The sequence below is a fragment of the Bradyrhizobium sp. Ken01 genome (assembly GCF_055807355.1).
Genome location: NZ_JBVVPC010000022.1, coordinates 75661 through 90094, shown reverse-complemented (window position 1 = coordinate 90094; position 14434 = coordinate 75661). Strand labels below are relative to the sequence as shown.

Here is a 14434-nt window from a genome sequence, read left to right as displayed (position 1 = left end):
TTAGTCTGGCTTTAGGCACAAACGTTCAATGTGCAGGGCGGGAACTATACAACCGGCCTCGCCCGTCGCCGGAACAACGGGACACTCGGACGGCCGACCCGACCTGCTCGCTGCAGCGCCGAAGACGGCGCGGCTCAGCCCATCGCTTCCAGCTCGTCGATCATGCCGGCGATGACGCTCAGGCCTCCGTCCCAGAACTTTGGATCCTTGGCATCGAGCCCGAACGGCCGCAGCAGATCGGAATAATGCTTGGTGCCGCCGGCGGCGAGCATGTCGAGATAGCGCTCGGCAAAGCCTTCGGCCGCGTTCTCGTAGACGGCGTAGAGCGAGTTCACCAGACAATCGCCGAACGCATAGGCGTAGACGTAGAACGGAGAATGGATGAAGTGCGGGATGTACATCCAGTAGTTCTCGTAGCCCGCTTTGATTTCGATTGCCGGCCCGAGGCTCTCGCCCTGCACCGAGAGCCAGATCTCCCCGAGCCGCGTCGCGGTGAGCTCTCCGTTCTTGCGTTCGGTGTGGACCGCGCGCTCGAAGGAATAGAACGCGATCTGCCGCACCACGGTGTTGATCATGTCCTCGACCTTGCCGGCGAGCAGCGCCTGGCGCTGCTTTGCGCTTTTGGTCTGCGCCAGCAGCCGCCGGAAGGTCAGCATCTCGCCAAACACGCTCGCGGTCTCCGCCAGCGTCAGCGGCGTCGGCGCCATCAACGCGCCGTTCCTGGCCGCCAGCACCTGGTGCACGCCGTGGCCGAGCTCATGGGCGAGCGTCATCACGTCGCGCGGCTTGCCCTGGTAGTTCATCAGCACGTAGGGGTGCGCGGACGGCGTGGTCGGATGCGAGAAGGCACCCGGCGCCTTGCCCGGGCGCACCGGCGCATCGATCCAGCGGTCGGTAAAGAAGCGCTCGGCGATGTCAGCCATCTTTGGCGAGAAGCCGCGATAGGCGGTGAGCACCATGTTTCGCGCGTCGGGCCAGCCGATCACGTCGGTCGCCGCAAAAGGCAGCGGCGCGTTGCGGTCCCAATAGGCCAGACGCTTCCTGCCGAACCAGCGGGCCTTCAGCGCGTAGTAGCGATGCGACAATTTTGGATAGGCCGCGCGCACCGAGGCGACCAGCGCATCCACCACCTCGCGCTCGACGCGGTTGTTGAGATGCCGGGAATCCGCCACGTCCTTGAAGCCGCGCCAGCTGTCGGAGATGTCCTTGTCCTTGGCCAGAGTGTTGGTGATCAGCGCAAAGGTGCGCTCATTCGCCTTGAAGGTCTTTGCGAGCGCCTCTGCCGCGGCCTTGCGCTTGGCGCCGTCGCGGTCCTGCAACAGATTGAGCGTCGGCTCGATCGCGAGCTCCTTGGACCCGACCTTGAAACGCAGGCCCGAGATGGTTTGGTCGAACAGTCGGTTGAAGGCTGAATAGCCGGTCTGCGCCTTCTCCAGGAAGAGCTGCTCGAGCTTGTCGTCGAGCTGGTACGGCTTCTCCTTGCGCAGATCCTCGATCCAGGGACGGTAGTGCGCGAGCTCGGTGGCCTGCATCGCGCGGTTCAAAATATCGTCATCGACGCGATTGAGCTCGAGCGCGAAGAACAGCAGATGCGTCGATGCCGCCGTCAGGCGCTCGGAAACGTCGCCGTAAAACTTTGAAATCGCAGAGTCCACGCTGTCGCCGGCATGAACGAGGCCGGCGTACGAGCCGAGCCGGCCGGCGAGGTCGTCGATCGCCTCATAGCGTCGCACGGCTTCGGCGAGCCATTTTCCGCCATCTTCCTTTGCTGTTCCTGTTGCGAGCTTGCCCTTGTAGTCCGTCTCGAACGCGACGCAATCGGCATCCATCTTTTCGAGATCGCGCGCCACTTCCGGCGCATCGATCCCGGAATAGAGGTCGGCGAGGTTCCACTCCGGAAGCTTGCCGCTCTTGCTCGCAGGCTTGGCGGGTGAAGGCTTGGCGGGTGAACGCTTGGCGGGTGAACGCTTGGCGGGTGAACGCTTGGAGGGTTTTGCCTTGGCTGCGGATGTCTTGGTGTTCGGCTTGTGGAGAGCGGGCTTGCTAGCGGCGGACTTCTTAACTGCAGACTTGGAGCGCGAATTCATTGTGTGGGAAACCTGTGTTCAACAAGCGCGACGGCGGGCGGGGGCATCAGGATTTAACAGTGCGTTAATCGGCTTCGGCCAGAGTGCCCCGATTCGAGACAGATAGTAGTAGCGTGCGGGGAACACCATGGCTGCCAGTATTTTGATCGCCGACGACGACGCTGTAGCCCGCCGGCTGGTCGAAAACATGGTGCAGAAATGCGGCTATGAGACGATCGTGGTGGACTCCGGCGACGCGGCGATTGCCGCCCTCACCGCCCCTGACGCGGCCATCGACGGCGTCATCCTCGATCTCGTGATGCCCGGCCTCGACGGCATGGGCGTGCTGGCGAAAATCCGCGAAGCGGGTCTCAGCATCCCCGTGATCGTGCAGACGGCCCATGGCGGCATCGACAATGTGATCTCGGCGATGCGCGCGGGCGCCGCCGATTTCGTGGTCAAGCCGGTCGGCCTGGAGCGGCTCCAGGTCTCCCTTCGCAACGCGCTCAATTCGTCCGCGCTCAAGGGCGAATTGCAGCGCATCCGTCACAGCCGCGAGGGCCGGCTGACCTTCTCCGACATCATCACCCGCGCCGAGGCGATGGCGGGCGTGATGCACGCGGCGCAGAAAGCCACCAACTCATCGATCCCGGTGCTGATCGAGGGCGAGTCCGGCGTCGGCAAGGAGATGTTCGCGCGCGCCATTCATGGCAGCGGCGAGCGCAAGGCAAAACCGTTCGTCGCGGTCAATTGCGGCGCGATCCCCGACAACCTGGTCGAGTCCATCCTGTTCGGTCACGAGAAGGGTGCCTTCACCGGCGCCACCGAACGCCACACCGGCAAGTTCGTCGAAGCCCATGGCGGCACGCTGTTCCTGGACGAGGTCAGCGAGCTGCCGCTGGCCGCGCAGGTCAAGCTGCTTCGCGCGCTCCAGGAAGGCGCGGTCGAGGCGGTCGGCGGCCGCAAACCCGTGAAGGTCGACGTCCGCATCATCTCGGCGACCAACCGCAGGCTGCTTGAGCGGGTCAAGCAGGGCCACTTCCGGGAAGATTTGTTCTACCGCCTGCACGTGCTGCCGCTGACGATCCCATCGCTGCGCGCGCGGCGCGAGGACATTCCGCATCTGCTCAGGCATTTCCTGGCGCGCTTTGCCGCCGAGGAGAACCGCCCCATCACCGGCATCAGCGGCGAGGCCGTTGCGCACCTCGCCCAGCTCGATTGGCCCGGCAACATCCGCCAGCTCGAAAACGCGGTCTACCGCGCCGTGGTGATGAGCGACGGCGACCAGCTTGGCCTTGACGACTTCCCCCTGATCGCCTCGCAGCCGCATCCCGGAACAGACATTCCGACGGCTCCGCTGATGCTGGAGCCGATCGCGGCCCCCTCCGTCATATCAGGTAATGAAATACCGATCGCGCCACTGCCCGTGGCGGGCGCCCTCTCAATGCTGACCGCGACCGGCGAAGTCCGGCCGCTGGAGGAGATCGAGAACGAGATCATCCGCTTCGCGATCTCGCATTACCGCGGGCAGATGTCGGAGGTCGCCCGTCGCCTCAAAATCGGCCGGTCCACCCTCTACCGCAAACTCGATGAGGCAGGGGTTCCCGGCCATGGCGGCAAAAGCGGTGAGGAGACGCACTGAGCCTGACGCGAACGGAGGTTCGTCCGGGCGGAGCGATACGACTGTAAGCCGTTCGTACGACGACGGAATTCGACTGCGATTTGAACCGTGACTTGGAAGTGACAGACACAGGGAAAAGCGCGTGTCAGAAGCGCACAATCCGTTGCCAAGAGGCTTGCTTGAAGTCAGTTTGTCGTGAGTTGTCCCGGGTAGCGCTGGCTGCGAAATCGGGGCCTGTATATCGTCTGCGTAGGATTCGTTGCGTGCAGGCGTGCAACTTTCGAGAGGCCGGCGCGGTTTAGCCGAAGCTCAATAGGCGATAACGAAGCTGTTCCACGGGGGACAGTTCACCCGAGGGGTGCGACACAATGCGTGACTGTTTGAACCACCGTGCAGGCTTTGACCGCGTCTTGATGACGGTCGCGGCGACCTTCCTCACGGTATCGGCCAGCTCGGCCCTTGCGCAGGATCAGGCGCGCAGCAGCGCTGCCGAGCTCGCGATCGAAGCCGCGATCCCGCGCCCCGAACCCGCAAACGTCCCGCCCCCGACCGCATCCGACATCAAGCTCGACACCACCGCCACGGTTCAGGACTCGGCAAAGGAGCCGGTCAAGGAACCCGTGAAGGCCGAAGCCGCTCCCGCGCCGGACAAGGTCGAGACCAAGCCTTCCGACGTCGCCACCACGCCGGCGACCGAGGCGCCGAAGAGCGAGACGGCGAAGACCGAACCTGCCAGGACCGAACCTGCCAAGGCCGACACGGCGACAACGCCGGCCGCGCCCGCCACCGCTGCGGCTTCGGAGCCGGTGAAGGCCGCGAGCAACATTCCCGCGGCCGACCAGCCGGTCGCTGACAAGCTCAAGGACATCATTGGCGCCAAGACTGCGCGCTATTTCGACCGCAAGAACGAACGCGCGGCGATCGAGAAGTTTTACGGTGCACGCGACTTCGCGCCGGTCTGGACCCAGGGCGGCAGCCTGACCGCGGCGGCCAAGGGCGTGATCGCACGACTGAAGGATGCTGCGTCCGACGGTCTCAATCCCGCCGACTACCCGCTGCCGGACTTCGCGGCCGCCACGACACCCGACACGCTTGCCGATGCCGAGCTCAAGCTCACCGCCAGCATGTTCGACTATGCGCGCCAAGCCCAGAGCGGCCGCATGCACTGGTCGCAGGTCAGCGGCGACATCCTCTATCCCGAGCATCCGGTCGATCCGAACGAGGTGCTCGCCAAGGTCACGACCGCAGCCGACGCCTCCGCGGCGCTCGACAGCTACAATCCGCCGCAAAAACTCTACAAGGAGCTGAAGGCGAAGCTCGCGGAGCTCCGCGGCCAGGGTAACGGCCCGGTGATCGAGATCGCGGATGGTCCGACGCTGAAATACACCCCGGCCCGCAAGAAGCAGGCTGAAATCGTCGTTGAAGATTCGCGCGTGCCGCAGCTGCGCGTCAAGCTCGGCATCGCCGAGAATGCCAGCGACACCCGCTATGACGCGGCGGTCGCCGAAGCCGTGCGCAAGTTCCAGAACAGCGCCGAGCTCAAGGCGACCGGCATCCTCGACGACAAGACGGTCAAGGCGATCAACACCCCGAAGCGCGACAAGCAGATCGACGTGGTGCTGGTGAACATGGAGCGCTGGCGCTGGCTGCCGCGCGACCTGGGCGTGCCCTCGCTGGGCGACGCCTATGTCATCCTCAACATTCCCGACTACACGCTGAAGGTGATGCAGCGCGGCCAGCAGGTCTGGACCACCCGCGTTGTGACCGGCAAGCCCGGCACGCATGCGACCCCGCTGCTCACCGAGACGATGAAGTACATCACGGTCAATCCGACCTGGAACGTGCCGCCGTCGATCGTCTACAACGAATATCTGCCGGCGCTTCAGCAGGACCCGACCGTGCTCCAGCGCATGGGCCTCAAGCTCGAGCAGAACCGCGATGGTTCAGTGCACATCTCGCAGCCGCCCGGTGAAGCCAACGCGCTCGGCCGCATCCGCTTCAACTTCCCGAACAAGTTCCTGGTCTATCAGCACGACACGCCGGACAAGAACCTGTTCGCCCGGGACGAGCGCGCCTTCAGCCACGGCTGCATGCGCGTGCAGAACCCGGATCAGTACGCGTCGGTTCTGCTCAACATCGCGATGCCAAACGAGAAGTACACGCCGGAACGCATCCGCAGCATGTACGGCAAGAGCGAGATCGACTTGAAATTCCCGACCCCGATCCCGGTCAACATTACCTATCAGACCGCATTCGTGGACGATGGCGGCAAGCTGCAATTCCGCAAGGACGTCTATGGCCGCGACGCGACCATGATCAACATCCTGAAGAACGGCCGCGGCAAGGATCTCGAGAACGTGGTCGCGCACTCCCAGCCGAGCTATTCACGCCCGGCAACGACGCTGCCGAACGGCGTGCTGGCGGCCAACAATGGCGGCTCGTCCGGCCCGAATTTCTTTGAGCGGCTGTTCGGAGCGCCGAGCCCGCCGCCGGCCCCGATCGGCCGCCGTCCCCAGCAGCAGCGGGTATTCACCCGATGAGCCAGGCCCGCCCCGGGGCCTGATTTCCTGAAATTCTGCAACAAGATCAGCGACCTCATCCTCTGGATGGGGTCGCTTAACGTTAACCATTCTCCACCTGAGCTCGGGCAGCGGGCGTTTTTTCGCCACACTCACCCGGTTAGGTTCGCGATCTGACTTGGTTTGGGGGGCGGGAAGGTCAACCTCGAATTAACCTTCTCGCTTTAACAAAGCGTTCATCCTCTTTCGCGCGCTAACGGGGTTAGCGGGAGAGTCCATTTTGAACGCTCGTCGACTGGGTGGGCTCTAACGTGCTGACTGGTATCGCACGCCAATTCGCTGTGCTGTCGTTGTCCCATGCGGGAGTGAAGGCCGGATCCCGGATCGGCCTCGCTGCCGTATTGCTGCTTGCTGCCGCGGGTTCGGTTCATAACGCCGCCGCGCTGAACGAAACCAAGACGCTCTCCTTTCACCACACCCACTCCGGCGAAGACCTCACCGTCACCTTCAAGCGCGACGGGCGCTACGACGAACCGGCGCTGAAGCAGCTCAACCACTTCCTGCGCGATTGGCGCACCCAAGACGAGACGGTCATGGACCGTCACCTCTTCGACATTCTCTGGGAAGTCTATCGCGACGTCGATGCCAAGCAGCCGATCCAGATCATCTCCTCCTACCGCTCGCCCGCCACCAACGCCATGCTCCGCCGCCGCTCCTCCGGCGTCGCGCGCTTCAGCCAGCACATGCTGGGGCATGCGATGGACTTCTACATCCCGAACGTGCCGCTGGAGCAGATCCGCTTCGCCGGCCTGCGCCTCCAGCGCGGCGGTGTCGGCTTCTACCCGACCTCCGGCTCGCCGTTCGTACATCTGGACACCGGCAGCATCCGGCACTGGCCGCGCATGACGCATGACCAGCTCGCCCGGGTCTTCCCGGATGGACGCACCGTCCATGTCCCGACCGATGGCACGCCGCTGAAGGGCTATGAGCTCGCCAAGGCCGAGATCGAGCGGCGCGGCAGCGGCGAGGATTCCGGCAGCAGGTCGAATTTCTTTGCCAGCCTGTTCAAGGGCAAGCCGGCTCCGGCCGCCACGAGCAACGACGAGGATGACGAGGGCGCGCCCGCTCCGGCCGCGAAGACTGTCGCGCCGACCGCGGTCGCCGCCGCGACCAAGCCGGCCGATCCGGTGCCGACGCCGCGCGCCAAGCCGTCAGTCGCGGCGACGATTCAGCTCGCCTCGGCCGATGCGCAGATGGTCGCGCTGCCCAAGTCGAAGCCAGCGCCCGTGGCTGACAAGCCGGCCGCCGGCAAATCTGCTGATGCAAAGCCTGAGACCCCTGCCGACATCATCAATGCCCGCGGCTTCTGGGACGCCCCGGCTACGCCGCAGCAGGCGACGCCAGCTCAAGTGGCTGCGCTGAAGGCACGGCAGGCGCTTGCCGCCGCCACCGATCCGCAGCCGACCGCGAGTGTATCCAGCGCCGCCTATCAGGCCCTGGCCTACGCGCCGGCGTCCGCCTCCCCCGTCGACCGCGCCAATGTCGTCGCCGCCTCCGCGCCGATCCCGCGCTCCGCCCGTCCCGCCGCCGCGTCGCGCAACGTTGCGCCCGCGACCGAGATCAACACGGTGGTCGGCAAGCGCGTCGACGGCATGGTCGCAACCGCGACCCGGCTCTCCGCAGCCAAGGGCGAAAGCATCTGGCTCAAGATCGTGATGCTGTCGCCGAGCGCCAGCCGCGCGATGTCGGTCACGCTGATGGGCGAGCTCGACACGGCCGCAATGCGCGCCTACTTCGTCAAGCCGCAGTCCGTGATCGCCATGGGTTTTGCCGACGATCCGATGCAGGGCCTGTCCTGCGACAGTTTCTCGGGCACCGCCACCGCCAAGCTCGAGACGACGTCCTTCGTCATGCGGACCGCCGCGCTGCGCTGAGGCTGATAAGCGCGCCCTTACCAAAATCTCTGTCGTCGTCCTGGCAAAGGCCAGGACCCATACCGCGTGATCCATCTGGCTCACGCGGTACGGATACCAAGCGACGAATTTTCGCCAAACTGCTCCCTGGGATAATGGGTCCTGGCCTTCGCCAGGACGACACCGGGGCTCAGATCATCCCCAGCGCTTGCATGTAGGTCTCGAGAATCGTCTCGGCCTCGGCGCGCTCGTTCGGGTCCTGCTTGCGCATGCGCACGATGGTGCGCAGTGCCTTGACGTCGTAGCCGTTGCCCTTGGCCTCGGCGAACACGTCGCGGATGTCGTCGGAGATCGCCTTCTTCTCTTCCTCCAGCCGCTCGATGCGCTCGATGATGGACTTGAGCTGGTCCTTGGCAAATTTCGTCGCGGGCTCGTCGTCGCGGACGGCGGCGGAGGTGGCCATCTTGGTACTCCCAATGGAACTGGCAAAACGAGGTGACGCCGGCATCCTCACCGCGCGTGCTGGTTAGACCCTTAGGGTTCGGATCACTCGCGTTCAAGGCAGCATCGCGCCCGTCCACAGCGCGCCCACACCTTCCTGCGGCGCGTTGAAGAAAGCTGTTGTGTGATGCGACTCAAGGGCACCGCATATCGGGCTGCCGGCGAGGCCGTTCAGTGCCCGGGATGAACCTTCTTCATGGCATCGAGCTGCTCAGGCGTGGCCGCGCCCTGGTATTTCGCCTTCCAGGCCTCGTAGGGCATGCCATAGACGGCTTCCCGGCTCTCATCCTTGCTCAAGGCGACGCCTTGGGCGTCGGCGGCGTCCTTGAGCCAGTTGGACAGGCAGTTGCGGCAGAAGCCTGCGAGATTCATCAGGTCGATGTTCTGGACGTCTGTCCGCGACTTCAAATGATCGACCAGGCGCCGGAAAGCGGCAGCCTCGAGTTCCGTTCTGGTTTTGTCGTCGATTGCCATGGCTGGATCCCTCGGCTTTGCGAATTGGCTGTGATCTGGATAGGTCACCCTTACGAGATCAGGTGGGGCCTGTCACAGATTTTGCCATATCGCGGCGCAAAGGGGCGCGAAGCCGGCTTCGGGCAGTTCCCGGGCCCTACGCCAAATCGTCAATGATCTGATATAGCTTCCGCGACAATGATCGCCGAATCTCCCCGCTCCCGCCTTCGCCTGCTCGCCCGGTTGGTCCCGGTGCTGGTGGTTGGCCTGCTGTGCCTCTGGGCCAGCCCGGCCTCCGCCGATTTCCGGCTTTGCAACAACACGTCGAGCCGGGTCGGCATCGCGCTCGGCTACAAGGATGCCGAGGGCTGGACCACCGAGGGCTGGTGGAACATCTCGTCCCGTTCCTGCGAGACCTTGCTGCGGGGAACGTTGGTGGCCCGCTTCTATTACATCTACGCCATCGACTATGACCGCGGCGGCGAATGGTCGGGCCAGGCTTTCATGTGCTCGCGCGACAAGGAGTTCACCATCCGCGGCACCGAGGATTGCCTCGCGCGCGGCTATGACCGAACCGGCTATTTCGAGGTCGATACCGGCGAGCAGCGGGCCTGGACGGTGCAGCTCACCGATGCCAACGAGCAGCCGTCAAAGCAGCAGCGCGTACCCGGCCTCCCCGGCCCGGTTGGCCCGGGGGTTCCGGGTTTGCCCAATGGCCCGCCCGGTGGTACGCCCCCCGCCCCGCCTGGCCTCCCGCCAGCTCCCTCGCCCCCGTCTGGAAGTAAGCCATGAGGCGCCTTCGCCGTATCAAGATCCTCGCGACCCTCGGACCCGCTTCTTCGGACCTCGCGATGATCCGCCGCCTGTTCGAGGCCGGCGCCGACCTGTTCCGCATCAACATGAGCCACACCCCACACGACAAGATGCGGGAGTTGGTGGCGACGATCCGCAACGTCGAGAGCAGCTATGGCAGGCCGATCGGCATTCTGGTCGACCTCCAGGGCCCAAAGCTCCGGCTCGGTGCCTTCGCCGAAGGCGCGGTCCAGCTCCAGAATGGCCAGACATTCACGCTCGATTCCGACAAGGCGCCGGGCGACACCACCCGCGTCCAACTCCCGCATCCGGAGATCCTGGCCGCGCTTCGTCCGGGCCATTCGCTGCTGCTCGACGACGGCAAGGTGAGGCTGATCGCCGAGGAGACCTCGAAAGATCACGCGGTGACGCGCGTCGTGGTCGGCGGCCGGATGTCCGACCGCAAGGGCGTCAGCCTGCCCGACACCGACCTGCCGGTCTCGGCGATGACGCCGAAGGACCGCGCCGACCTCGAGGCGGCGCTGGTCACCGGCGTCGACTGGATCGCGCTGTCCTTCGTGCAGCGCGCCGACGACGTGCTCGAGGCCAAGAAGATGATCCGCGGCCGTGCGGCGGTGATGGCCAAGATCGAGAAGCCGCAGGCGATCGATCGCCTCGCCGACATCATCGACGCCTCCGACGCCCTGATGGTGGCGCGCGGCGACCTCGGCGTCGAGCTGCCGCTGGAACGCGTACCGAGCCTGCAGAAGCAGATGACGCGCATGGCGCGGCGCGCCGGCAAGCCGGTGGTGATCGCGACCCAGATGCTGGAATCGATGATCCAGTCGCCGGTGCCGACCCGCGCCGAAGTCTCCGACGTCGCCACAGCAGTCTACGAAGGCGCCGACGCCATCATGCTGTCGGCGGAATCGGCGGCCGGCAAATTCCCGGTCGAGGCCGTCTCGACCATGAACCGCATCGGCGAGGAGGTCGAGCGCGACCCGATCTATCGCTCCGTCATCACCGCACAGCGCCCCGCCCCGGAAGCCACCGCCGGCGATGCCATCGCGGACGCCGCGCGGCAGATCGCCGAGACGCTCGACCTGCCGGCCCTGATCTGCTGGACCAGCTCGGGATCGACCGCCGTGCGCGTGGCGCGCGAGCGGCCGAAGCCGCCGATCGTGGCGATCACGCCGAACGTCGCGGCGGGACGCCGGCTGTCGGTCGTCTGGGGCGTGCATTGCGTGGTGGCGGAAGATGCACGCGACCAGGACGACATGGTGAGCCGCGCCGGCCAGATCGCGTTCCGCGACGGCTTCGTCCGGGCTGGCCAGCGCGTGATCATCGTCGCCGGCGTGCCGCTCGGTATTCCCGGCACCACCAACATGGTGCGCATCGCCTCGGTCGGCCCCGAGGGCGAAGCGAATATCTAGGCCCGCCAGCACGCGGCAAACAAAAGATGTCGAAAACAACCCCATGCACAGTAGCCGGCGGGTCCGGCGCATGTGCTGAGGTTTTTCGAAAAGGCGAGCTCTGGCAATGGCCTGGGCGCGATCAGGTCGGCCGTCGATCAGGCGGACGTTTTAGGCCCCAACCAGCGCTTTCGCCGCCGGCAGCAACGTCTGCTGCACGACCAGGCCCCTGGCGCGGGCGTCCATGACGCCGACCGCACGAAGCGCCAGCAGCGTCACGGTCTGAACGGCATCGCGCATCCTGGCGGGGTCGTCGAGATTATCCGGCGCGAGTGGTCCGACCAGGGCCTCGTGCAGCGCGCCGAGCAGGGCCGTGGCGGCGAGCGCGGTGTCCTGCGCCGGCAGGTGGCCGGCGCGCACGGCGGCGTCGATCCGCGAGGCCATCTCGCCCGCAATCTCGCGCCGGCTGGCAAGGCGTGAAGCGCTGACATCGACATCGACCGGCTCGGCCAGGATACCCCAGGCGAGCCTGCGCTGTGACAGGGTATGCACCGCCACGGTGGTCACCGCCGCCGCCAGCGCCGAGGACGGTCCCGGCGCGGCATCGGCGGCTCGCCGGATCGCCGTGAGCTCGTCACGGGAGACTTCGGCGATCAATTCGGAGATCAAATCGGCCTTGGAGGGGAAGTAGCGGTAGACCGTACCCGCAGCGACGCTGGCGCGAACCGCGACTGGCGCAATCTGCACCGCCGCCATCCCGCCTTCCGCCGCCGCCTCCCGCGCCGCTGCCAGTATCGCACTGCGCCGGGCCGCAAGGCGCTTCACCACTTGATGCGTCCGCCGATAAACCATGGCGCGCTTCCTGTCCCCAGCATCCGGTCCGGCACAAAGCTCGACCGCATGCTCCTTCACTATCTTCGCCCAAATCGCCCTCAAGAACTGAACAACTATTCAGGCCGGATGACAAGACGCAAATGAGCATATGTGCGCGACGCAAACCTCGACACGGAAGCAGAGCAGGTAAACGCATTCTTGCCCGGCGCGGCCGCGGTATGACGGTCCGGTTTACCTCAACTTAAAAGCGATCATGCTCAGGTTGCTGATGCTTGCGCGCTGCTGCGTGCTGTCGTTTCAGCCCCGAGAGTCCGATGTCGATTTCCATGACAAGCAGCGTGCCCGTCCGCGGTGTCGCGCGCTGGCTTTTGCCGTTCTGCATTGCCGCGGGCGTCTACCTGTTCTTCCTGGGCATCGGCGACATCATGCTGCGGGATACCGATACGTTGTGGCAGATCAAGATCGGGCAGTGGATTCTCGAACACCACGCGCTGCCCTACACCGACATCTATTCCTTCACGCGAGCCGGCGAGCCCTGGATCTCGAGCTCCTGGCTGTCGCAAGTCCTGTTCGCGCTGGCTTACGAGCCGTCGAACTGGTCGGGGGCAGTTGTCCTGACGTCGCTCGCGATCGGAGCGACCGCGGCGATTTTCGTCTACCTGCTTGAGCCCTATCTGGAGCCTGTGCGCGCCTTTCTGCTCGTCACCCCGCTGCTCTTCATGTCGATGGGCCACTTTCTCGCCCGCCCGCACATGCTGGCACTGCCTGTCATGCTGGCCTTTGTCGGCGGGCTGCTGGCGGCCGCCGATCGGCGCACCGCGCCGTCGTGGTTGTTGCTTCCCTTGATGGTGCTATGGGCCAATCTTCACGGCGGCTTCGTCATGGGGCTGGCGCTGATTGGGCCCATCGGCCTCGATGCGATCGCGTCCACCGATCGCAAGGGCCGCTTTGCACTGGCGTCGCGCTGGGCCTTGTTCGGGCTTGCTGCGCTTGCCGCAAGCTGCTGCACGCCCTATGGCTGGAATACGCCGCTCGCATCGGCGAAAATCCTCAGCCTCGGCAAGGTGCTCTCGCAGATCTCGGAGTGGATGCCCGCCGATTTCAGCTCGTTCGACTTGTTTGGAGCCAGCCTGCTCGGATTGATCGCCCTCGGCTACTATAAAGGATTGGTGCTGCCGTGGACCCGCCTTCTTGTGCTGCTCGGCCTGGTCTGGGCGGCACTCAACCACGTCAGAAACATCGAGGTCTTTGCGCTGTTGACGCCGCTCGTGCTGGCGAAGCCGTTGGCCGAACAATTGGGCGCAGCCAGAGCGCTCGCACGGACTGAAGCACGATCCTCCTTTGCAGTGACCGCAATCGCGGCGCTCGCGATCGTTGCGACCAGCTGGAGTATCACGCGGTCCTATGCCACGCCGACGCGGTATGCCTTTATCCGCAATTCGACCCCTCGGGCTGCAGTCGACCTCCTCGAGCAGCGGCACGCGCAACGCATCTTCAGCACCGCTCCTATCGGGAGTTATCTGATCTCCCGCAACATCAAGACCTTCATCGATGGCCGTGCCGAGCTGTACGGAGAGCAGTTCGTGCTTGACTATTTCGACGCCATCGAAGGCAAGAACGCGGAGACTCTGCTGCGTCTGCTCGATACCTACCAGATCGACGCCACACTGCTGAACGGATCGACTCCCGCCGCAAGGATCATGGACCATGTGCCGGGCTGGAAGCGGCTCTACTCGGATGATCTTGCCGTCATCCACGTCCGCGACAACGCACCGGCGAAGCTACCATCATCACCATGAGCCACGGATCAGACGTTAGACTCTCGCGGCCCTCGCATGGACGGACGGCTTCTGCGAAGAACAAGACTTGGCTAGAACAAGACTTGGCACAAAAGGCTTGGCACAAAAGAAAAGAGCCTTGTCCGGGACAAGGCTCTTTCTACTCTTGGTCCGTTCAGTCTTACTTGAGGCTGGTCGAGATAGAGGTGAACTTGGCGTTCAACGTGGTGCCCAGGTTATTGACGACAGTGATGATCGCCAGCGCGATGCCGGCGGCGATCAGGCCGTATTCAATGGCGGTGGCGCCGGATTCATCTTTCGCGAAACGCGCAACGAGGTTCTTCATAAAGAGCTCCAAATGAGTACACGAGGCTACAACTGATCTGGTCTGTTTGGGCTTCCCAGCGCCGCTCGACCATGAAACTGAACGTAGTGGCAAAGAATTGCGCCGCAGTTAACTCGACTGCGGAAACACAGAGCGGTTTGCGTGTATTCTCCGATGGTAAACCGAAATCTAAAACGATCCGTTAAATTGTCGAGACATC

General features: G+C 64.6%; 11 protein-coding genes. 6 read left to right on the top strand and 5 right to left on the bottom strand.

What is annotated here, in order from left to right; translation table 11 throughout:
- Positions 1-134 precede the first annotated feature (134 nt).
- On the bottom strand, positions 135-2087 hold the full coding sequence (locus tag AC0L3S_RS21270; RefSeq protein WP_473281090.1) for a M3 family oligoendopeptidase: 1953 nt from the start codon (positions 2085-2087) through the stop codon (positions 135-137).
- 127 nt (positions 2088-2214) lie between these two features.
- On the opposite strand from AC0L3S_RS21270, the gene AC0L3S_RS21265 reads away from it, so the two are divergent.
- The 3 genes from AC0L3S_RS21265 (at position 2215) to AC0L3S_RS21255 (ending at position 8140) form a co-directional block, all read left to right on the top strand.
- Positions 2215-3708: a sigma-54-dependent transcriptional regulator gene (locus AC0L3S_RS21265; RefSeq protein ID WP_473281086.1), complete on the top strand. Its 1494-nt coding sequence runs from the start codon at positions 2215-2217 to the stop codon at positions 3706-3708.
- A 347-nt stretch (positions 3709-4055) separates the two neighbouring features.
- Positions 4056-6227, top strand: coding sequence for a L,D-transpeptidase family protein (locus AC0L3S_RS21260; RefSeq protein WP_473281084.1), 2172 nt, complete (start codon positions 4056-4058; stop codon positions 6225-6227).
- A 290-nt stretch (positions 6228-6517) separates the two neighbouring features.
- The gene (locus AC0L3S_RS21255; protein WP_473281081.1) at positions 6518-8140 is read left to right on the top strand and encodes a peptidoglycan L,D-endopeptidase MepK; all 1623 of its coding nucleotides are present in this window, start codon (positions 6518-6520) and stop codon (positions 8138-8140) included.
- 169 nt (positions 8141-8309) lie between these two features.
- On the opposite strand, the gene AC0L3S_RS21250 is transcribed toward AC0L3S_RS21255, so the two are convergent.
- Both AC0L3S_RS21250 and AC0L3S_RS21245 read right to left on the bottom strand, forming a co-directional pair.
- Complete coding sequence (locus tag AC0L3S_RS21250) at positions 8310-8582, bottom strand: DUF2312 domain-containing protein (protein WP_007596286.1); 273 nt, start codon at positions 8580-8582, stop codon at positions 8310-8312.
- Positions 8583-8791: 209 nt separating this feature from the next.
- Positions 8792-9094, bottom strand: coding sequence for a DUF1244 domain-containing protein (locus AC0L3S_RS21245; RefSeq protein ID WP_473281079.1), 303 nt, complete (start codon positions 9092-9094; stop codon positions 8792-8794).
- 177 nt (positions 9095-9271) lie between these two features.
- Here AC0L3S_RS21245 and AC0L3S_RS21240 point away from each other — a divergent pair, with 177 nt between their 5' ends.
- Together AC0L3S_RS21240 and pyk are read left to right on the top strand one after the other, a co-directional pair.
- Positions 9272-9865 (top strand): DUF1036 domain-containing protein, encoded by a 594-nt coding sequence (locus AC0L3S_RS21240; protein ID WP_473281077.1) that lies wholly within the window; start codon positions 9272-9274, stop codon positions 9863-9865.
- Positions 9862-11298 carry a pyruvate kinase gene (gene pyk, locus AC0L3S_RS21235; protein WP_007596289.1) on the top strand — a complete coding sequence of 479 codons (1437 nt, stop codon included), beginning with the start codon at positions 9862-9864 and terminating at the stop codon, positions 11296-11298. Before AC0L3S_RS21240 ends, pyk begins: the two co-directional genes overlap by 4 nt.
- A 150-nt stretch (positions 11299-11448) precedes the next feature.
- Here the strand turns inward: pyk and AC0L3S_RS21230 are convergent, their stop codons facing one another.
- On the bottom strand, positions 11449-12129 hold the full coding sequence (locus AC0L3S_RS21230) for a TetR family transcriptional regulator (protein WP_007614253.1): 681 nt from the start codon (positions 12127-12129) through the stop codon (positions 11449-11451).
- Between the two features lie 296 nt (positions 12130-12425).
- Here AC0L3S_RS21230 and AC0L3S_RS21225 point away from each other — a divergent pair, with 296 nt between their 5' ends.
- Positions 12426-13910 carry a hypothetical protein gene (locus AC0L3S_RS21225; protein WP_473281075.1) on the top strand — a complete coding sequence of 495 codons (1485 nt, stop codon included), beginning with the start codon at positions 12426-12428 and terminating at the stop codon, positions 13908-13910.
- A 160-nt stretch (positions 13911-14070) separates the two neighbouring features.
- On the opposite strand, the gene AC0L3S_RS21220 is transcribed toward AC0L3S_RS21225, so the two are convergent.
- Positions 14071-14235, bottom strand: a complete 165-nt coding sequence (locus AC0L3S_RS21220; protein ID WP_106941974.1) for a Flp family type IVb pilin — start codon at positions 14233-14235, stop codon at positions 14071-14073.
- Between the last annotated feature and the right edge of the window lie 199 nt (positions 14236-14434).